Source organism: Paraburkholderia sp., assembly GCF_036488505.1.
GTDB lineage: Bacteria > Pseudomonadota > Gammaproteobacteria > Burkholderiales > Burkholderiaceae > Paraburkholderia.
In genome coordinates, this window is the sequence record NZ_DASXHN010000341.1 from 20,561 (window position 1) to 40,119 (window position 19,559).

At 63.5% G+C, this 19,559-nt stretch carries 18 protein-coding genes, 3 tRNA genes and 1 pseudogene; 7 read left to right on the forward strand and 15 right to left on the reverse strand.

The features are described from left to right. Positions 1 to 21 precede the first annotated feature (21 nt). Positions 22 to 906: a cytochrome c oxidase assembly protein gene (locus VGH68_RS19940; RefSeq protein WP_331605409.1), complete on the forward strand. Its 885-nt coding sequence runs from the start codon at positions 22 to 24 to the stop codon at positions 904 to 906. 118 nt (positions 907 to 1,024) lie between these two features. Here VGH68_RS19940 and VGH68_RS19945 read toward each other — a convergent pair whose 3' ends face one another. The 3 genes and pseudogenes from VGH68_RS19945 to VGH68_RS19955 all read right to left on the reverse strand — a co-directional run bounded on the left by VGH68_RS19945 (position 1,025) and on the right by VGH68_RS19955 (position 3,135). Further along, a complete protein-coding gene (locus VGH68_RS19945; protein ID WP_331605410.1) occupies positions 1,025 to 1,525 on the reverse strand; it encodes a GNAT family N-acetyltransferase in 501 nt (166 codons plus the stop codon). Between the two features lie 142 nt (positions 1,526 to 1,667). Continuing rightward, a pseudogene (locus VGH68_RS19950) lies at positions 1,668 to 2,198 on the reverse strand (GGDEF domain-containing protein); the annotation flags it as partial. Positions 2,199 to 2,388: 190 nt separating this feature from the next. Beyond that, the gene (locus VGH68_RS19955) at positions 2,389 to 3,135 is read right to left on the reverse strand and encodes a TraB/GumN family protein (RefSeq protein WP_331605411.1); all 747 of its coding nucleotides are present in this window, start codon (positions 3,133 to 3,135) and stop codon (positions 2,389 to 2,391) included. A 21-nt stretch (positions 3,136 to 3,156) separates the two neighbouring features. Here VGH68_RS19955 and VGH68_RS19960 point away from each other — a divergent pair, with 21 nt between their 5' ends. Together VGH68_RS19960 and VGH68_RS19965 are read left to right on the forward strand one after the other, a co-directional pair. Further along, positions 3,157 to 3,357: a hypothetical protein gene (locus tag VGH68_RS19960; RefSeq protein WP_331605412.1), complete on the forward strand. Its 201-nt coding sequence runs from the start codon at positions 3,157 to 3,159 to the stop codon at positions 3,355 to 3,357. Positions 3,358 to 3,759: 402 nt separating this feature from the next. Next, positions 3,760 to 4,767: a hypothetical protein gene (locus VGH68_RS19965; RefSeq protein WP_331605413.1), complete on the forward strand. Its 1,008-nt coding sequence runs from the start codon at positions 3,760 to 3,762 to the stop codon at positions 4,765 to 4,767. Positions 4,768 to 4,913: 146 nt separating this feature from the next. Here VGH68_RS19965 and VGH68_RS19970 read toward each other — a convergent pair. The 5 genes from VGH68_RS19970 to uvrC all read right to left on the reverse strand — a co-directional run bounded on the left by VGH68_RS19970 (position 4,914) and on the right by uvrC (position 8,481). Further along, positions 4,914 to 4,987, reverse strand: a tRNA-Cys gene (locus VGH68_RS19970). A gap of 129 nt (positions 4,988 to 5,116) precedes the next feature. Further along, a tRNA-Gly gene (locus tag VGH68_RS19975) sits at positions 5,117 to 5,192 on the reverse strand. A gap of 62 nt (positions 5,193 to 5,254) precedes the next feature. Continuing rightward, a tRNA-Gly gene (locus tag VGH68_RS19980) sits at positions 5,255 to 5,330 on the reverse strand. Between the two features lie 199 nt (positions 5,331 to 5,529). Next, on the reverse strand, positions 5,530 to 6,123 hold the full coding sequence (gene pgsA / locus VGH68_RS19985) for a CDP-diacylglycerol--glycerol-3-phosphate 3-phosphatidyltransferase (RefSeq protein WP_331605414.1): 594 nt from the start codon (positions 6,121 to 6,123) through the stop codon (positions 5,530 to 5,532). A 144-nt stretch (positions 6,124 to 6,267) separates the two neighbouring features. Further along, positions 6,268 to 8,481, reverse strand: coding sequence for an excinuclease ABC subunit UvrC (gene uvrC / locus VGH68_RS19990; protein WP_331605416.1), 2,214 nt, complete (start codon positions 8,479 to 8,481; stop codon positions 6,268 to 6,270). Between the two features lie 326 nt (positions 8,482 to 8,807). Here uvrC and earP point away from each other — a divergent pair, with 326 nt between their 5' ends. The 4 genes from earP to VGH68_RS20010 all read left to right on the forward strand — a co-directional run bounded on the left by earP (position 8,808) and on the right by VGH68_RS20010 (position 12,997). After that, the gene (gene earP, locus VGH68_RS19995; RefSeq protein ID WP_331605417.1) at positions 8,808 to 9,989 is read left to right on the forward strand and encodes an elongation factor P maturation arginine rhamnosyltransferase EarP; all 1,182 of its coding nucleotides are present in this window, start codon (positions 8,808 to 8,810) and stop codon (positions 9,987 to 9,989) included. A gap of 409 nt (positions 9,990 to 10,398) precedes the next feature. Then, positions 10,399 to 10,956, forward strand: a complete 558-nt coding sequence (efp, locus tag VGH68_RS20000) for an elongation factor P (protein WP_331605418.1) — start codon at positions 10,399 to 10,401, stop codon at positions 10,954 to 10,956. Between the two features lie 272 nt (positions 10,957 to 11,228). Continuing rightward, a complete protein-coding gene (locus VGH68_RS20005; protein ID WP_331605419.1) occupies positions 11,229 to 11,435 on the forward strand; it encodes a CsbD family protein in 207 nt (68 codons plus the stop codon). A gap of 179 nt (positions 11,436 to 11,614) precedes the next feature. Next, positions 11,615 to 12,997, forward strand: a complete 1,383-nt coding sequence (locus VGH68_RS20010) for a sigma-54 dependent transcriptional regulator (protein WP_331605420.1) — start codon at positions 11,615 to 11,617, stop codon at positions 12,995 to 12,997. Between the two features lie 121 nt (positions 12,998 to 13,118). Here VGH68_RS20010 and nagZ read toward each other — a convergent pair whose 3' ends face one another. From nagZ to lepB, 7 genes are all read right to left on the reverse strand, one after another. After that, complete coding sequence (nagZ, locus tag VGH68_RS20015) at positions 13,119 to 14,147, reverse strand: beta-N-acetylhexosaminidase (protein ID WP_331605421.1); 1,029 nt, start codon at positions 14,145 to 14,147, stop codon at positions 13,119 to 13,121. Between the two features lie 64 nt (positions 14,148 to 14,211). Then, complete coding sequence (acpS, locus tag VGH68_RS20020; protein ID WP_331605422.1) at positions 14,212 to 14,679, reverse strand: holo-ACP synthase; 468 nt, start codon at positions 14,677 to 14,679, stop codon at positions 14,212 to 14,214. 22 nt (positions 14,680 to 14,701) lie between these two features. Beyond that, positions 14,702 to 15,466 carry a pyridoxine 5'-phosphate synthase gene (gene pdxJ, locus VGH68_RS20025; protein WP_331605423.1) on the reverse strand — a complete coding sequence of 255 codons (765 nt, stop codon included), beginning with the start codon at positions 15,464 to 15,466 and terminating at the stop codon, positions 14,702 to 14,704. Further along, positions 15,463 to 16,371, reverse strand: coding sequence for a DNA repair protein RecO (gene recO / locus VGH68_RS20030; RefSeq protein WP_331605424.1), 909 nt, complete (start codon positions 16,369 to 16,371; stop codon positions 15,463 to 15,465). Before recO ends, pdxJ begins: the two co-directional genes overlap by 4 nt. After that, positions 16,358 to 17,257, reverse strand: coding sequence for a GTPase Era (era, locus tag VGH68_RS20035; RefSeq protein ID WP_331605425.1), 900 nt, complete (start codon positions 17,255 to 17,257; stop codon positions 16,358 to 16,360). Before era ends, recO begins: the two co-directional genes overlap by 14 nt. Positions 17,258 to 17,311: 54 nt before the next feature. Continuing rightward, complete coding sequence (gene rnc, locus VGH68_RS20040) at positions 17,312 to 18,631, reverse strand: ribonuclease III (RefSeq protein ID WP_331605428.1); 1,320 nt, start codon at positions 18,629 to 18,631, stop codon at positions 17,312 to 17,314. Between the two features lie 181 nt (positions 18,632 to 18,812). Further along, positions 18,813 to 19,559: signal peptidase I (gene lepB / locus VGH68_RS20045; protein WP_331605426.1), on the reverse strand; the 747-nt coding region annotated here is incomplete at its 5' end.

Sequence of the window (19,559 nt, forward strand, 5' to 3'; positions counted from 1 at the left end):
CAACGCGCGATCGTCAACGCCATGAACCTGCTCTACTGGCTCGATCCCTGGGAGTTTTCGCCGACCGTCGTGATCGCGTTGCTGGTGCCCGCAATCCTGTTCGTGCGCGGCGCACGCAAGGCGCGGCTGTCGCTCGCGAGACGGCTGTCGTTCTGGTTCGGGCTGGTGGCGCTCTATGTCGTGCTCCACACGCGGCTCGATTACTTCTTCGAGCATGAGTTCTTCATGCATCGCTTGCAGCATCTGGTGCTGCATCACCTCGGGCCGTTCTTCATCGCGCTGTCGTATCCGGGCGCAGCATTGCGCGCGGGCATTCCGCTGCGCTGGCGGCAGCGCGTCGTGCGGCCCACGCTGCGGATGCCAGCCGTGCGCAAGCTGCTCGACGTCGTCATGCATCCGATCGTCGCGGTCACGCTATTTGTCGGGCTGATTTATTTCTGGCTGGTATCGCCGATTCACTTCATCGCGATGCTCGACTGGCGAATCTATCGCGTGATGAACTGGAGCATGGTGATCGACGGCCTGCTGTTCTGGTGGCTCGTGCTCGATCCGCGTCCGGCGCCGCCCGCGCGTCTGTCACCGGGCAAGCGGGTGCTGGTCGTGATCGCCGCGATTCCGCCGCAGATCGTCCTCGGCGCGTTCATCTTTTTCACCCCGCACGAGCTGTATCCGATCTATTCGATTTGCGGCCGCGCGTTCACCTGGCTGAGCCCGCTGCGCGACCAGCAGATCGGCGGACTATTGCTGTGGATTCCGGGTTCGATGATGAGCGTGATCGGCGCGCTGATCGCGCTGCGTCACTGGATGCGGCTGTCCGCGCGTGGACGTTTGCGCGCCGAGCGGCGCGCGCAGGGAGCGCGCGGCATCGCGCCCGGGGCGTCGCCCGCGGCGAATGCGCAGCGCTGATACATGCTGATACCCGCCGATAGCCGCTGCTGAATGCGGCGGCGAACCGGCTGGAACCTTGCGCTGATCGCGTCGCCCGGCACCGCGTCGTTGCGCGGGCTGCATGGAGCGCTCGCGCTCAGGCAGAACGCATCCACACGTGCGCGATGCCGTCCTCGTGATGAATCTCGGAGACCGGTGCAAAGCCGAATGCACCGTAGAAGCGTTGCAGATGCGCCTGCGCATGTAGACGGATAGGCGTACCGGGCCATTGCGCGCGAATCCGCGCGATCGCACGTTCGAGCATCGCGTTGCCGAGCCCGATGCCACGAAACGGCGCGGTGGTCAGCACCCGGCCGATGCGCACGTCCGCCTCCGACGCATCCGGCAACAACACGCGCAGATAGGCGGCGAGCGGCGGCAACGCCGCATCGACGCCAGTCCCATAAGCGAGCAGATGCCAGGCTTGCATGTCGAGGCCGTCGATATCGCCATACACACAGTTCTGTTCGACGACGAACACCGCGCTGCGCGCGGCCAGCAAGTCATACAGCTCGACGCTGGTGAGCTCCGCGAAGGGTTTCCAGCGCCATTCGAGTTGGGCGAGCCGCGCGGCGGCGGTTTGCTGCGAATCAGTCATCAGGGGCTTTCAAAAAAATGCGCGACGGCGCGTGGCAACGATCCGCAATTATGCCGCGCTTGGGAACGGGCTATCACGCGCATCGCGCGAGACTGAGCCTCCCACGACGCAAACCGCGCAAACAACCGCCCGCGGCCACGGGTCAACTGCGCGGCGCGGAACGCGCTTTCGACGCCTGTTTATGGCTATACATCGCCGCGTCGGCCGCCGCGAGCAGCTCGGCGACCGAGCGATGCAGCGCCGGTTCGTACGCCGCTTGCCCGACGCTGAAGTGGATCTGATAACCACGCCGCGTGTCGTCAGTGCGCTCGTCCAGCAATTGCGCGAGACGTTGCGTCACCTGCTGCGTTTCCGCGTTGCTTGCACCGCTTAACAACGCGACGAATTCGTCGCCGCCCAGCCGGCCGATCACATCGCTTTCGCGCAGCGCGGTACGCAACACATCAGCGAATCGCTGCAACGCGCGGTCGCCCTCGGCATGGCCCAGGCTGTGGTTGATCTGCTTGAAGTCGTTCAGATCGAAGAACAGCAGCGACGCCGGCTTGCCCGTGCGCTTGCAGGCGTTCAGAGCATGTTGTGCGAGTGCCTCGAAACCGCGCCGGTTGGATAGCAGCGTCAGATCGTCGCGCGTGGCAAGCTGGATAGCAGCCAGTTCCTGTTCGGCCATGCGCGCGTCGGAGGGACAAGCATGGGACTTCCGCGATGGTATCGGTGTCGGAGTGGCGAGTTATAGCGGCGTACCCCGACACAGAATCGAAGAAAACAGCTAGCGTGCCGCTGGACGGCGCGGCCACCTGGAGTCGCCGATGTTGTAAAGCCGTCAGCAAGCGGATCTCCTTTGCGCATGTGCTCAGCTCGGCGCGTCACACTGATTCCACAGGTCGCGCGAGGCATTCCATCAGATTGCCGGGGCCACACAGATGCAGCGCGCCGACGACCACGAGCGTGCGCTCAGCCGGGTCGAGCAGGCTTTCGAGGCGCGCTGCCCATGCGCGATTGCGCACGTTCAGTATCGCTTGACGGATGCCGGGCAGATCGAAGAACGGCGACTCAGCGGCGATACGCTGTACTGCCTGCAGATCGCCCGCCAGCCACCCCGCGTGCATCAGTTCGAGTGTGCGCTGCGGCTCGTCGCGATCGGCCATCAGCATCGTGAGTGCGGCGGCCAGCGCGTCGAGCGGAATCGACTCCAGCGCGGCAGCGACTTCTGCCGCGGTCTCCAGATACCGATACGGCTTGGCCTGCGCGATCGCCGAGCGCAGCATACGCGGCTCGACACCTTCGACGACCTGTTGCAGCAGCGTTGGCGCGGCGATCAGCGCCGCCCACGGACGCAGATCGTCGAGCGGCGCCAGCGCGCCGTCGGCGGGCCACAGCGTGTGCAGTTGCGTCCATGCGTCCGCGCTCATCAACGGTTGCAGTTGCGCGGCGCGCGGCGGCGCGCTGGCTCTCAGTAACGGCACGATGGTCGCCGGGTCGGACTCGAAGATCAGCGCGTCGGCCCAGTCGTACGCTTCGGCAACCCATGGCGGCGTCCGACGGCTCGTCGCGGGGAACAGGTGCATCGAACCAAGCAGGCGCACATGCGTGCCGGTGAGTTGTAGGTACATGCGCTTCGGCGAAAACGGGCGATGACGATGCTGCGATTTTATCGCCTTCACTCGCGCGTGGCGCGTCAGCGCTATCGGATTGCACTGGTGGATCCGGGCAATGTGCTTGTCGGTCTTGCGTCGGTCAGCGAATGGGTCAAACGGATTGAAACAGACGCCCGATTCGAAATACCGATGTACCGGCAATCCTTTCAGGTATCACTCGGCGCTATCGATCCTTGAGTGTCAATCCTGAGCAATTCGAGTTCGGATAAGAGCGCGCATTTTGCAGACCGTTACTGTCGGAATATTGCTCACCCTCCCCGCTTTACCCAACGGCCTACTGCGGGCACGGACGCGGGCTCCGTTGTTGCTGTTACCACAAACGATAAGCAGAGCCCGGACAGCGCGGTAGTCCGCCGCTTCCTGAGCTCAAATGCAGCGAATATGACTAACGAATAAATAGAGAAAATACTCAACGACCGTTTTTTAAAAAAGGTTCGCAAAAGTTTGGCATGCGCGGGGTTAAAATGTGTCCGCCCGCGTACTAGGGACATTCAATAATCAATCAATAAAACATAAAGAAAATAAAACGTAAATGAAAGTATATAAAAACAAATGGTAAACAGGCATGCCGCACTGGTCGTGTCGAGCGCATTGCTGCTGTCTGCATGCGGCGGCGGTTCGTCGAGCGACTCCGGATCGACGGCAAGCACCGCGAGTCTGAGCGATGCGCAGAAGAACTACGAGAGCTTTTCGCTTGCGTCCAATGGTGGATTGCACTATCTGATCGCGAGCTTGGCGCTCAGCCCATCCTCGACGGGCGCGCTGACTGTCAGCCCAGGTAGTACGTTCTACACCGAGGACTCAAGCATCCCCCAAAGCCCTCCAAACGATAGGCAACCGCTGACCGTGACAACCACGTCCTTGTCCCCAGCGTTAAAAGCGCCAGCGAACAGCGATGGACGCCTGCTCGTCAACGGTGCCATTTACAGCGGTGCGGTGCCCCCGCAGGCACGTGTCAGCTACGTGGGAGCCAACGTGCGAGAGGACTATTTCGCCTCCAACGGCAATACGGTGATCCGCACTTCGCTCGGGAGCAGCTACACGGTCGTGCCGCTGAGCGGCCTGATTTCCGGCGCACCGTCCGAGCTATTTACGCATAGCGCGTTGGGCACGCTCACGAATACGGTCAACGGGCAATCGCTCTATAACCAGCAGGCCACGTGGCAAACAGGCGCTGCAAACGTCAAGGTAGTTCGACAAACGGTAGGCGACGAGTTGTACACGTACGATTGCACTGCGCCGGCGACGACCGGCAACAGCCCAACGCCGTGCTCGGCCACGACGTCGACACTCGAGAGCTTCTTCCCGTTCACCAGCACAGCGGACGGCAAGACCTATCAGCTTTCCGGCGGCCAGATCATCACCGTACAGGGGGTGCGCGCCTGGGTCTCCAATACCGTGCTCGGCGACGCCACCACCGACTATCGCGTCTACTACCAATTTAACGGTGGAATCTACGCGGGCTACCCGATCAAGGACGGCACGACGCTACAGATCAAACCGCTCGGCGGTGGGAACCCGCAAGACAATTACTACTTCCTTAACAACGTCGCGACGCAGTCGATCAGATCGGCGATCAGCTTCTGATGGATTCGAAAAGCAGAACCGCCAGCAATGCACGACCGGTCGGAGCGGGCCGATCGGATCGACTTTCCGTCGCGTGAAAACAGAAAAGAAAAGCATAGAAAAAAGAAAAGCCCCGACAGGTCGGGGCTTTTCTTTACATCAACACCTGGAGGCGCGAGCCGGAGTCGAACCGGCCTAAACGGCTTTGCAGGCCGCTGCATAACCGCTTTGCTATTGCGCCGCAAACGGTCTGGAACCTCAACACAGATTCACAGATTTATCTGGTGGAAACCAGGAGAACCGAAGCTCTGCAGACTTCTGAGCGACCGGCCTTCCAAACAAAAAGGGAAGCGCTGCTTCCCCTGATGTATGGAGCGGGAGACGAGGCTCGAACTCGCGACCTCAACCTTGGCAAGGTTGCGCTCTACCAACTGAGCTACTCCCGCATTGAACTGCTTCACACCGCGCTGCATTTTTACTTCGCCGAACAACGCAATGCTTAAAAAACTGGAGCGGGAAACGAGGCTCGAACTCGCGACCTCAACCTTGGCAAGGTTGCGCTCTACCAACTGAGCTATTCCCGCGTTGTACTGCATTGACTGCTACTGCCCTATCACTGTCGCGCGGTGTTTCGCGCTCCGTGCATCGGAGAAACGAGATTATGGAGAAGCGGCTGAAACGTGTCAAGCCCCTTTGCCCGCCGCTTTTTACCCAAATATTTTTCTGCAATTCGGTGCTATCGGAGTGCACTTGCCCGGGGCTCGAGACTCGCCGCTCACACCTTCACGCGATCCCGCCACGTTCACGAATTTGTGGCCACGCGAGCTTCATGTAGTAGAGCATCGACCAGATCGTGAGGAACGCGGCCAGATAGATCAGCCATAGGCCCCACACGCGCGTGTCGAGCACCAGGCCGACTCCGAGCGGCAGCGGACCGTAGAACAGCAGCATGGGAATCGCAATCATCTGACACGCGGTCTTGAACTTGCCAAGCGAATTCACCGCGACGCTCTTCGACGCGCCGATCTGCGCCATCCATTCGCGCAACGCCGATATCGCGATTTCACGCCCGACGATCACCAGTGCGATCGCCGAATCGATGCGCGCGAGTTGGACAAGCACGAGCAGCGCCGCCGTTACCATCAGCTTGTCGGCGACCGGATCGAGAAACGCGCCGAATGCCGAGGTCTGATTCCATTTGCGGGCAAGGAAGCCGTCAAACCAGTCGGTAAGCGCAGCGAGAATAAAAATCGTCGCGGCTGCGAGGTTGCGGTGCGCGGGACTCATCATCATGTCGGGCAGATAGAACACGCCGACGACGAGCGGAATCAGCACGATCCGCAGCCAGGTCAGGAATATCGGGAAATTAAACGGCATGGGGCAGGCGCAGCGTCTGACGAGTGAGTTGCAATTGTGCCGTGTCACAGGGCCTGCCACAAGCAACGCGGCACGGGCGTGGCGGCGGGCGCGGGCGGTCGCGCGACACGCCGCGACAGCAACGCGCGACGCGGCACCGCTCCCTCAATGCAATTGCCGGTAAATCTGCTCGGCGAGCGCCTGCGAAATGCCCTCGACGCTCGCAAGGTCCTCGACGCTCGCCGCCACCACGCCACGCAGCCCGCCAAAGCGCGCGAGCAAACGCTGACGCCGCTTCGCCCCCACGCCTTCGAGTTCTTCCAGCCGCGAGGTCTGGCGCGTTTTGCCGCGCTTCGCGCGCATCCCAGTGATCGCGAAACGGTGCGCTTCGTCGCGGATCTGCGCGACCAGCATCAGCGCGGCGCTCTCCTTGCCCAGTTCGAGCGGCGCGCGGCAGTCGGCGAAAATCAGTGTTTCCAGACCGACCTTGCGTCCCTCGCCCTTCGCGACGCCGACCAGCATGCCGGTGTCGAGTCCGAGCTCGGTGAACACTTGCCGTGCGATTTCAACCTGGCCCTTGCCGCCGTCGATCAGCACGATGGTCGGCAGCACACCCCCCGCTGCGGCCGGTGCGGCGGCATCCGCCGCGAGCGACGGATCCGCGGCCGCGTCGCTTTGCGCTTGCGCGGTCACCTCGGCAGCATTCGCTGCCGCTTGCGCGACCATCTTCTCGTAGCGGCGCGTGAGCACCTGACGCATCGCCGCGTAGTCGTCGCCCGGCGTAATACCGGTGATGTTATAGCGGCGGTACTCGGACGACTGCATCTTGTGATGGTGGTACACGACGCACGACGCCTGAGTCGCCTCTCCCATCGTGTGACTGATGTCGAAGCATTCGATGCGCAGATGCGCGAGGTCGTCGCACTCCATGCCGAGCGTGTCGGTCAGCGCCCGCGTGCGCGCCTGTTGCGAGCCCTGTTCCGACAGCAGTCGGGCGAGCGCGAGCCGCGCGTTCTGCTCGGCCATCGCGAGCCACGCGCGCCGCTGTCCTTGCGGCTGACGCAACACCGTCACCTTGTGGCCGGCCTGTTCGATCAGCACATCGACCAGTTCGCGCGCGGGCGCATGGCTGACCACCAGCACCGGCGGCACGCGATTGCCGAGGTAATGTTGGGCGATGAACGCTTCGAGCACTTCGGACTCGATGCCGCCCGGCGCGCGGCCTGTGCGGCGCTTCGAAGCTCCGGCTGCGGCGGCGTCCGCGTCGTTGCCTTCAGCAGCATCGGTGGGTTCGCCGTTCTCGGCTTCTTCGGCTTCTTCCGCCTCGGACGGCATGTCTCCGGCGAGCGCTAGCGCGTCGGCGGCGGCGCACGCGTATGCCTCCGCATCGGCCGCGCCCGCTTCGACATCACGCCCGGCGGCGCTCGCGTCGGCCTGCGCCTGTTCGTCGCCCTCTTCCTGGAGCCCGCCTTCTTCGGCGGTCAGCGCGCTCTCGACGTGCGCGGGGAAATACGCCTTGTCGCCGAGATGCCGGCCGCCGCGCACCATCGCGAGATTCACGCAGACGCGTCCGCCCAGCGCGACCACGGCGAGAATGTCGACGTCGCTGTCGCTGCCGACTTCGATCGCCTGCTGATGCAGCACCGTCGACAGCGAACTCATCTGGTTACGCACCGCCGCGGCCTGCTCGAATTTCAGCTCGCTCGCGAACACATGCATCTTCTGCTCGAGCTCCTTCATCACCTCGCCCTGACGGCCGAGCAGAAAGCGCGATGCGTTGGCGACGTCGCGCGCGTAATCCTCCTCGCCGATATTGCCGACGCACGGCGCCGTGCAGCGGCCGATCTGATGCAGCAGGCACGGCCGCGTGCGGTTGTTGAACACCGAATCTTCGCAGGTGCGCAACTGGAATACACGCTGCAGGATCTGGATGCTCTCGCGTACCGCCCAGGCGCTCGGAAACGGCCCGAAGTACTGGTTCTTGCGGTCGACCGAGCCGCGGTAGTAAGCCATGCGGGGAAACTTGTGGCCCGTCAGTTTCAGGTACGGATACGACTTGTCGTCGCGAAACAGGATGTTGTAGCGCGGCGTGAGCGCCTTGATCAGATTGTTTTCGAGCAGCAGCGCTTCAGCCTCGGAGCGGGTCACGGTCGTCTCGATCCGCGCGATGCGCGTGACCATCATCGCGATGCGCGGCGACAGCTGCGTCTTCGTGAAGTAGCTCGATACGCGCTTCTTCAGATCGCGGGCCTTGCCCACGTACAGCACCGTGCCATTGGTGTCGTAATAGCGGTAGACGCCCGGCCTGTGCGGCAGTTGCGCGAGCACTTTTTTGGGCTCGAAAGCGTCGGGGGCGTCGGTTGCTTCGGGTTCGGTCATGCGGGGTCGATTGGGTGGGACAGTCTCGCGCCAGGTCGCTGGTTCGCTGGTTCGCTGGTTCGCTGGTTCGCTGGTTGCAGCGTAACTTGCGCCGTGCTCTGGACGGTCATCCGCACGGCAAGCGCGGCTCACGTAGCGAGATGCCGGCTGCCGCTTGCGGCGCACATGTCACCGCTTGCGATCCGTTGCCGTCTGTCGGCGTCCCGCGCCATCAGCAGGCAAGCGCGATCACAAGCAACGCTTTAGAATCGCCAGTTTAGAACATTCTGCGCAGGTTCGAACCGCGCTCCGTGTCGCTGGAGCCAGTCACGCTGTCCCGAGCCGTCATGTCCTCCCCCGCCCCTGCCAGTCCCGCTTCCGGCCCGATTGCCTGCGACATCTTCTGCGCGGTGGTCGACAATTTCGGCGACATCGGCGTCTGCTGGCGCCTCGCGCGCCAGCTCACGAACGAGCACGGCTGGCAGGTGCGCGTATTTGTCGACGATTTGCACGCGTTCCGCAAGCTATGCCCGTCGCTCGCGCTCGGCGAGGCGCGGCAGGTAGTCGACGGCATCGTCATCGAACACTGGCACGAGCCCGCGCATGCGGGCGATACGTTCCAGCTCGCCGATGTGGTGATCGAGGCATTCGCCTGTGAGTTGCCGCCTGTGTATATCGCCGCGATGGCCGAACGCGCACGCGCACCGCTCTGGTTTAACCTCGAATATCTGAGCGCCGAGGACTGGGTTGCAGATTTCCACTTGCGGCCATCGCCGCATCCGCGTTACCCGCTAGGCAAGACGTTTTTCTTCCCGGGCCTCGCGCCCGGCACCGGCGGCGTCCTGAAGGAACGGTGTCTCGACGCGGCGCGCGCCGCATTTGAAGGCTCGGCAACCGCGCGCGCCGCATGGTGGCTCGAAACCACGGGTCGCGCACCGCCCGCCGCCGATGCGACCGTGGTGTCTCTGTTCGCATACCAAAATCCCGCGGTCGACAGCTTGCTCGAACAATGGCGGGACAGCCCCAGCGCCGTTGTGCTGCTCGTGCCGGAGGGTCGCATTTCCGGCGCGCTGGCGCGCTTCTTCGGGCTGCCGTCGTTTGCCGCGGGCGCGCAAGCTGCGCGCGGCAATCTGAGCGCCCACTCGCTCGCTTTCACTGAGCAACCCGGTTACGACGCGCTGTTGTGGGTGAGCGACGTCAATTTCGTGCGCGGCGAAGACTCGTTCGTGCGCGCGCAATGGGCCGCGAAGCCGTTCGTCTGGCAAATCTATCCGCAAGCGGACGACGCGCATCTGCCGAAGCTCGACGCTGCGCTCGCGCATTACACGCGCACGCTGCGCGCTGATGCACGCGTCGCGCTCGAGCGCTTCTGGCACGCATGGAATGGCGCAGGCCGGCCAGATTGGGCGCAATTCCAGCGCCACTATCCGGTGCTGAAACAACGCGCCAACGACTGGGCAATCGAACTCGCGCGAGTCGGCGATCTCGCCGGAAATCTCGCCTCGTTCGCAAAAAGTCAGTTAAAATAAGCGGTTATCCAACGGCCGACGACGCAAGCGCGGCCCGATTCCAGTACCACACCGTGGTCGGCCCGGCTGACCAGTCCCTTGGTGGAAACACACATCGCGAACCCCGATCCTTTGGGCCAGGCACGCGAATGTCAAAAAGGGACGTACGCTGCAGTCTGTTTGCGAATCGGCGCCACTCGCGTACACGCCCGCACAGGGTAAGAACCAGGTAACGGACAGGTGAAAGGCTTGGCATCACCGGGCTGCGTCAGGCGGCCCCCGAGTCTTCCCCGCAAGCCGGTTTCGCTTCATGCATCAAGCAGCGCGGCCCCATACGGTGCGGCGCAAGCGGTGCGCGAAACGCCGAAGCCGCTTGCGCCGTATGCCGTTGAGCAACAGTCAAGCAATTAATCTCGTACAGGACAGTTTTATGAAGACCGCACAGGAACTCCGCACCGGCAACGTGGTGATGATCGGCTCTGACGCCATGGTCGTGCAGAAGGCCGAATACAACAAATCGGGCCGCAACTCCGCCGTCGTCAAGATGAAGTTCAAGAACCTGCTGACCGGCGCAGGTATGGAAACCGTGTATAAGGCAGACGACAAGTTCGACGTCGTCGTGCTCGAACGCAAGGAAGTGACGTACTCGTACTTCGCCGACCCGATGTACGTGTTCATGGACGCCGACTACAACCAGTACGAAGTCGAAGCTGAAATGATGGGCGACGCGCTGCACTATCTCCAGGACGGCATGGCTTGCGAAGTCGTGTTCTACAACGAGAAGGCGATCTCCGTGGAACTGCCGACCACGCTGGTGCGCGAAATCATCTACACGGAACCGGCCGTCAAGGGCGATACGTCGTCGGGCAAAGTGCTGAAGAACGCCAAGCTGAACACTGGCTTCGAGTTGCAAGTGCCGCTTTTCTGCAACATCGGCGACAAGATCGAGATCGACACGCGTACCCATGAGTACCGCAGCCGCGCGTAAGCGCCTGCCGGCCTCGTCGGCCGATACCCCGCGCCGGCTCGCCGCCGTCGCCCCCCAAAGCGCCCAAATGGGCGCTTTTTCTTTTTTGCCCGGTTGTGTATGGTGAGGAAAACTTTACCGGGACGTGTATCGAAAAAATTGCCACGGCGACTTGCCGATTTCGCATCCCGCGTACGCCAAACCCTTGATCTGGCTGGAAAAATGCATCTGGCACAATCCCTGCTTGTAGAAACGCATACCAAGAATGCTCATTTTTCCAACCGGGAGGCACCATGAACAACGACATCGCGGAAGGCAAGTGGAAACAGATCGTCGGTAAGGCCAAGGCCGCATGGGGCGAGCTGACCGACGACGAACTGACGAGGGCGGAAGGCCGCGCCGACAAGCTCGCCGGTCTGATCCAGGAACGCTATGGCAGGACCCGTGAAGAAGCCGAACTCGAAGTGCGCCGGTTTTTCGATAGCAACCGGGATTTCTGACAGCGCCTGCAAAGGAAGCGCAGGAACCCGTGCACGCGACGCGAAGCGGCTCGGACGGCCGCCGCGTTCCGCAGCGCACAGGCCCTACTGCCTGTCATCGAGCCCACCAGCGTTCGCGCTGCGCGCCATCAGCCTCGGCGGCACCGGACATTTCATCCATTTAAAAAATTGCGCTCGCCATGCCACACGCACTGATTGTTGAAGACGATCCCAATAGCCTGTCCGGGCTGTCCGCGATTCTTGCGGCCGACGGCTTCTCCGTCGACACCGCGACCACCCTCGCCGAAGCCCGTACAGCGCTGACGCGCTTCATTCCCGACGTCGTGCTCATCGACCTGAACCTGCCGGACGGTACCGGTCTCGATCTGTTGCAACATCTCCCCGCGCATCCGCCGGGCGGTGCGTTGCCGGTCATCGTGATGACCGGCAACGCGACGGTCGAGAGCGCGATCGAGGGCCTGCGGCACGGCATCTGGGACTACCTGCTGAAGCCGGTCAATATCCCACGCCTGCGCAGCCTGCTCGCGCGGATCCCTCGTCCGTACGAACTGACCGAGGAAGTGCAGGCACTGCGCGCGTCGCTGCGCCAGCTCGGCCGCTTTGGCTCGATGCTCGGCCGCAGCACTGCGATCCAGCATGTGTACGACACGATCGAACATCTCGCGCCGACCGAAGCCGCGGTGCTGATCGCCGGCGAAGCGGGCACCGGCAAGCAGATTGCCGCGCGCACGCTGCACGACATGAGTCGGCGCCGCAAAGGGCCGTTCATCACGTTCGACTGCCGCGGCGCGAGTGCCGGTACGCTCAACCGTTCGCTCGAGAGCGCGCTGTTCGGTCATGAGCGCGGCGCGTTCGGCGGTGCCGAGCAGCGCGAGCCAGGGGTCTTCGAGCAGGCAAGCGGCGGCACGTTGTTCATCAACGAAATTACCGAGCTACCGCGCGCGCAGCAGGAAGCGTTGTTGCGCGCGCTAGACTCGCAGACGTTCATGCGGGTCGGAGGCACGAATCAGGTCGTGACCGATTTCCGGCTCGTCGCGTCGACACGCAAGGCGCCGCGCGCGGCGGTCGCGGACGGCAGCCTGCACCAGGACCTGGCGCTGCGGCTCGAAGCCGCCGCGGTGACGCTGCCGCCGTTGCGCGAACGCGGCGACGACCCGGTGCTGATCGCGCAGGCAGTCGTCGACGAAATGAATCAGGAGGCCGCCGCGCGCGGCACGGGCGACGTCGCGAAGCAGGCCGGCCCGAATTTCCTGCACGAATGCGCGGCGTATGACTGGCCTGGTAATGTGCGCGAATTGCAGGACCGCGTGCGACGCGCATACGTGGCGTCGGGCGACGTTCTCGAGTCGTTGCGCGCCGACGAGGCCGGCACCGCGAACGGCCGCGATCTGAACGGCAGCCGCGTGCAGGTGACGGTCGGCACGCCGCTCGCGGACGTCGAGGAAATGCTGATTCGCGCGACGCTCGACGCGGTCGGCGGCACACGGCACCGAGCGGCATCGTTGCTGGGAATCAGTCCAAAGACGCTATACAACAAGCTGCAGCGGATGCGGTTGAATTGAGCCGGGGGGCGGGCTTCACATTAGCTTCCCGCTCAAGCTCGAAAATTGACGCACATAAAAACGGCGCCTTGGATTGCTTCAAGGCGCCGTTTTTGCCACGCAAGCGACGCAAGCCAGCCGCTTATGCAAACGCGCCGCAAACCAGCTTTTGCGCTTCCCGATATCGCGGCTCGTCCATCAGCTTGGACCACGTGAGCGCTTCGCCGCGTGGACGCATGCGCTTCAGACGCCGGCGCGATTGCTTCGACGGCTTCAAGCGCAACTCATCGAGCACCTTCTCTGCTTCATGCGGCTGGTTGCAGATCAGCACCATGTCGCAGCCGGCCTCCAGCGCGGCGCTCGCGGCCTCGGTCAGCGTGCCGCCCTGGCGAGCGGCTTCCATCGACAGATCGTCGCTGAAAATCGCGCCTTCGAAGCCGAGCTTGCCGCGCAGAATCTCCTGCAGCCAGATGCGCGAGAACCCGGCCGGCTTCGCATCGATCTTCGGATAGACGACGTGCGCGGGCAGCACCGCTGCAAGCGACAGACCTAGCCAGTCGTACGGCGCGATGTCCTCGCGCAGGATTTCGTCGAGCGAGCGTTCGTCGACCGGCATTGCAACATGCGAGTCCGCCTGCGCGAAGCCATGCCCCGGAAAGTGCTTGCCGCAATTGCTCATGCCCGCGAGCGCGAGACCGTGATTCAGGCTCTTCGCGAGCATTGCGACGACGCGCGGATCGCGATGAAACGCACGATCGCCGATGACCTGCGAATGCCCGTAATCGAGGTCGAGCACCGGCGTAAAGCTCATATCGATGCCGCAGGCGCGCAGCTCCGCGGCGAGAACATAGCCGACCGCGGTTGCGACCTTGGTCGCCTCCAGCACGTCGCGATCCCATAGCGCGCCGAGCTTGCCCATCGACGGCAGCACGGTGAACCCGTCGGTGCGAAAGCGCTGCACGCGGCCGCCTTCGTGATCGACGGCGATCAGCAGATCCGCACGGACCGCGCGGATCGCATCGGTCAGCGCGAGCAGTTGCGCGCGGCTCTCGTAGTGGCGCGCGAACAGGATCACGCCGCCGGTCATCGGATGTGCCAGGCGGCGACAGTCGTCGCGATTCAGTGTTTTGCCGACGACGTCGAGCATCACCGGTCCGGGTGTGGTTTTCATCGAATTCCGCTGCAAGGAGTGTGGGGCGACGACAAACGCGGCGGCCCGCGCCGCGTTGAACGTTTTATTCAGTGGCCGACCGTGCGGACGCGGCGGCGGATGCGGCTGCCGCGCCTGCCTGTCCGGTGTGCGCGGTGTGCGCGGTCTCGGCGATCACGAACGACACCGCGTAATCGCGCTCGTCGCTGATCGTGACGCGCGCGCTGATGCCGCGCGCGGCGAGCCAGTCGGCTAGCTCACCGGAGGCGACCACCATCGGCTCGCCGCTCGGTTTGTTGAGCGTTTGCAGCGCACGCCATGTCATCGGCCAGTGCATGCCGAGCCCAATCGCCTTTGAAAACGCCTCTTTCGCCGAGAAACGGGTCGCGAGAAACGCGAGGCCGCGCGCGGCCGACCGCGCGTGGCGCGCGTGATAGACGCGCAACTCGTCGGGGCCGAGCACTTTCTCCGCGAAACGGCCGTGGGTGCGCGTCATCACCGCGGCCACGCGGCTCACCTGAACGATGTCGGTACCGATACCGTAGATCGCCATGCGCGTGCGCCTCTGTCGTTGATCAAGCGCGCGCGCCGAGACGCGCGGCGACCATGATCGCCTTCATCTCGCGCACCGCGTTGTCCCAGCCAGCGAAGATCGCGTGCGCGACAATCGCGTGGCCGATATTGAGCTCGACGATCCCGTCGATCGCGGCGATCTGCTGCACGTTCGTATAGTGCAGACCGTGGCCCGCGTTCACCTTCAGCCCGAGCGTCGCGCCGAATTCGACCGCGCGCACGATGCGCTCGAACTCGCGCTGCTGCTCGAGGGGATCGTGCGCTTCCGCGTAACGGCCAGTGTGCAGCTCGATCACTGGCGCGCCGGCTTCATGCGCGGCGCGAATCTGCGTTTCGTCGGGGTCGATAAACAGCGACACGCGCGAGTTCGCGTCCGCGAGCTGCCGGCACGCGGCGCGCACCGCGTCGAATTGGCCGGCGACGTCGAGGCCGCCTTCGGTCGTCAGTTCCTGGCGCTTTTCCGGCACGAGGCAGACGTCGTGCGGCTGCACTTCGCACGCGATGTCAAGCATCTCCTGCGTGACCGCGCATTCGAGATTCATCCGTGTTTTCAGCAGCGGGCGCAGCTTGCGCACGTCGGCATCGACGATATGACGGCGGTCTTCGCGCAAATGCAACGTGATTGCGTCGGCGCCAGCCTCTTCGGCCAGCAGCGCGGCGCGCACCGGATCGGGATAGGAAGTGCCGCGCGCATTACGCAGCGTGGCAACGTGGTCGATGTTCACGCCCAGGTCGATCACGTTCGGCGAGGTAAGAAAGAAGCTCATAGGTTCTGCAGGTCGATCAGAATCTGGCGGGTCGCGAGCGGCGCGCCGCCAAGATAGGTGTTGAGCAGAAAGCGCATCAGCGTTTTGCTTTGCGCGACGGTCTGCGCTCGATGGTAATCGTCCTGTTCCATATCGAGCAAGGTTTGTCCCGATATCACCGGCCATTGCGCGGGCGACTCGTCCGATGCTTCGCGCACTCCGCGCTCGGGATCGAACACGTAGCGGCCCTCGGCAAGTACCGCTTTGCGCGTGACCGTGCGATCGAGCGCCATCGCGTATCCGGTCTCGCGCAGCAGCACGCGCTCGAACGAGCGCAGCACCTGCACGGGCGGCTCCTCATGTGCGAGCCGGTTCAGCGTGACCACATAGTGATGGAACAGTTGCGGATGCGGATCTTCGCGCGCGCAGAACTTGACCAGTAGTTCATTGACGTAGAAGCCGCACAGCAGTGCGTCGCCGGTCAGCGGTAGCATCCCGCCGACCCATTCGGCGCCGGTCAGCGTGCGCACTTCGGATTTGCCCGACCACGCGAGGGACAACGGCTGGAACGTCTGTAATACGCCGCGTAGCGCGGAATGCGGGCGCTTCGCGCCCTTCGCGACGAGTGCGAGACGGCCGTGATCGCGCGACAGTACGTCGATGATCAGACTGGTCTCCCGATACGGGTAGCTATGCAGCACGAACGCGGGCTGCTCGGTGATCCGATATTCGGACGCCGACGCGCGCGGCGCGCGGCGCGCCGGCGTTTTGCGCGGTGCGCCGTCGGCAGCGGGGGCCGCCGTGCCTGCCGCTGTGCTTTTTGCAGCGGGTTTTCGCGCGCTACGCGCCGGCCTCGACGGCTCGTGCTCCGGTTCGTCCGGGGCAGCGTCGGAATTCAGCGTCGTCCACGCGTCATTCGTACCCATACGCACGAAGCCCGGCTTCGTTGTCGGCCCAGCCGCTCTTCACCTTGACGAAGGTTTCCAGGTACACCGGACCGTCGAACAGCCTCGCCATGTCCAGACGCGCTTCGGTGCTGATCTGCTTCAGCTTCGCGCCCTTCTGGCCGATGATCATCGCCTTGTGCGTATCGCGGTCGACGAGGATTGTCGCGAAAATGCGGCGCAGACGCCCTTCGGTCTCGAATTTGTCGATCAGTACGGTGCTCGTGTACGGCAGTTCGTCACCGGTCCAGCGAAATACTTTTTCACGCAGGATTTCGGCGGCAAGGAAGCGCTCGCTGCGATCGGTCAGGTCGTCCTCGCCGTAGATCGGCGCCCCTTCGGGCAGGAAAGGCTTGACCGTTGCCATCAGGCGCTTGATGTCGTCGGGATTCTTCGCCGACAGCGGCACGATCTCGTTGAACTCGCGCAGCGTACTCATCTGCTGCATGAACGGGAACAGCGAGTCTTTATCCGACACGCGATCGAGCTTGTTCGCGATCAGCAGCGTCGGCGCCTTCGGGGGGATCAGGTCGAGCACCTTCTGGTCGTCCGGACCGAAACGACCGGCTTCGATCACGAACAGCGTGGCGTCGACCGAGCTCAGTGTCGAGGTGACCGCGCGATTGAGCGAGCGGTTCAGCGCGCCACTGTGTTTGGTCTGGAAACCCGGCGTGTCGACGAAAATGTACTGCGCGTCGTCGATCGTGTTGATGCCGGTGATGCGATGGCGCGTGGTTTGCGCCTTGCGGGACGTGATGCTGACTTTCTGGCCGACCAGCGCGTTCATCAGCGTGGACTTGCCGACGTTCGGGCGGCCGACGATCGCGACCATGCCGCAGCGAAAACCAGTGGGAGTGGGAGCGTTCATATTCGGACTACGGCAGGTTTGGGTCGGCGTGCGGGATGGGCGCGCCGACGGCAATCAATGGCCCGCATCGGCGACGCGGGTTTGCACCGCGTCGGCGATGCCGGGTTCGTGTTCGGCGGGCGCCGTCGCCGGCACGCCCGGTGCGGCCGCCGTCGATGCGGCCGCGTTCGGCGCGACTTCGCGGCTGCGCTGGCGGTCTGCAGCGCGCGCCGGCGCTTCGGCTTTGAGGTCGGGGGCTTTGTCCGCTGCGGGTTTGTTGTCCGCAGGCTTGTCGAACGGTGGCTTGTCGGCGGGCTTCTCGGTGGCTTTCTCGGCGACCCTTTCTACCAGTGTCTCGCCGGCTTTGTCGGTTCCATGGATGGTCACGCGGTCGGTTCGCTCAGTCTTGTCGGCGCGCTCCGCCTTGTCCTGCGCACTGTACTCGACGTGCGCGGCGCGGATCACCGCGAGCGGCGCGCCCACGATGGCCTGGGCGGCGCGCTCGGCCATGGAATTTTCGATCTCGGGCTTGTCCGTGGCGGGTTTGTCGGCATGCGCTTCAGCCGTGACCGCCGCGCGCACCATCGCGCGTTCGTTCCTTCGCTCCGGCGTGCGCAAATCGAGCGCAGTCTGGACGCCGGTCACGCCCGGTACGATCTCTGGCTCGGCGCTTTTTGCGGCGCGGGCACCTTTCGAGCGTTTCGGCTTCGCGGCCAGCGCCGGCGCCGCCGCCATGACGTCGTCAAGCGCCTTTTTCGCGGCCGCCTGCTCCGCCGCGCGCCGGCTCGCGCCCGACCCGGACACCTTCACGTCGAGCTTCGGCACCGTGCATTCCACTTCGAACTGTTGATTGTGCGCCGCACCATGAGTCGCGACGACGGTGTAAGTGGGCAACGCGATCTTGTGACCTTGCAGATACTCTTGCAACAACGTCTTTGCGTCCTTCCCCAGCGTGCGCGGATCGATGTGATCCAGAATGGGGATGTAGAGCCGCTTGATGACAGTCTGCGCGGCATCGAAGCCGCCATCGAGAAACACAGCGCCCAGCACGGCTTCCAGCGTGTCGGCGAGGATCGACGGCCGACGGAAACCACCACTGCGTAATTCGCCCTCGCCGAGCCGGAGCCCTTCGGAGATATTGAGTGCCTGAGCGATCTCGTAAAGGGACTGCTGTTTGACCAGATTGGCGCGCACGCGCGACAGATCGCCTTCGTCCAGTTTTCCGAAACGTTGGAACAAAAGCGCAGCCACCCCGCAGTTCAGAACGGAGTCGCCGAGAAATTCGAGCCGTTCGTTATGCGTGGCACTGTGACTGCGGTGCGTTAAAGCCTGGCGCAACAATTCCGCATTGCGAAATTCGTAGCGCAACCGGCTTTCCAACGGAGATAGGGGCATGGGGCAGAGTATAACGCGGGCGTCCGACCGGGCGGAAACGCCGAGCGCGGGCGGAAGAGCGTAGTGAAGCGACGTTACCGGAAGTTCTTCAGGCAGCGTGGCAACACGCCGCGAGCGATCTGACCGGTACGGAGAGGCGCGCGGCGTGTGAAGCAATCACGAGGCGATCAACAGAGTCGACTTAATGGAAAGAGCCGATGCGTCGCAAATCGCTGAAATTCATCCAGATGAAAAATGCGCGGCCGACGAGATTGCGATCCGGCGCGAATCCCCAGTAGCGGCTATCGGCGCTGTTATCGCGGTTGTCGCCCATCATGAAGTAATTGCCCGGCGGCACTTTGCAGATCACGCCACGTGCGTTGTACGTGCAGTTGTCCCGGTACGGATAATCTTCCGCGCCGACGATGAACGGCGGCACCGCCGGATTGTTCAGAATCGCGTTCTTGCGGCCGTCGATATCTTCTTCGAACTGCTTCGCATAACCGAGGCGTTCCTCGTCGAGATAATCGGGCAGCGGCGTTTCGGGCACCGGCTTGCCGTTGATCGTGAGCTTCTTGTCCTGATACTCGATCACGTCGCCCGGCAAACCGATCACCCGCTTGATGTAGTCGACCGATTCGTCCTTCGGATAGCGGAACACGACCACGTCGCCTCGTTGAACGGGACGGCCCTCGGTGATCTTCGTGTTGATGATCGGCAGACGCAGCCCGTATTCGAATTTATTGACGAGGATGAAGTCGCCCACCACCAGCGTCGGCACCATCGAACCCGAAGGAATCTTGAACGGCTCGACCACGAACGAGCGCACGACGAACACCACCAGAATCACCGGGAAAAAGCTCGCCGTATATTCGAGCCACCACGGTTGACGCAGCTTGTCGTCGCGCAAACGCGCGCGCGTTTGCGCGGCGTTTTCGTCGGCGAAGCG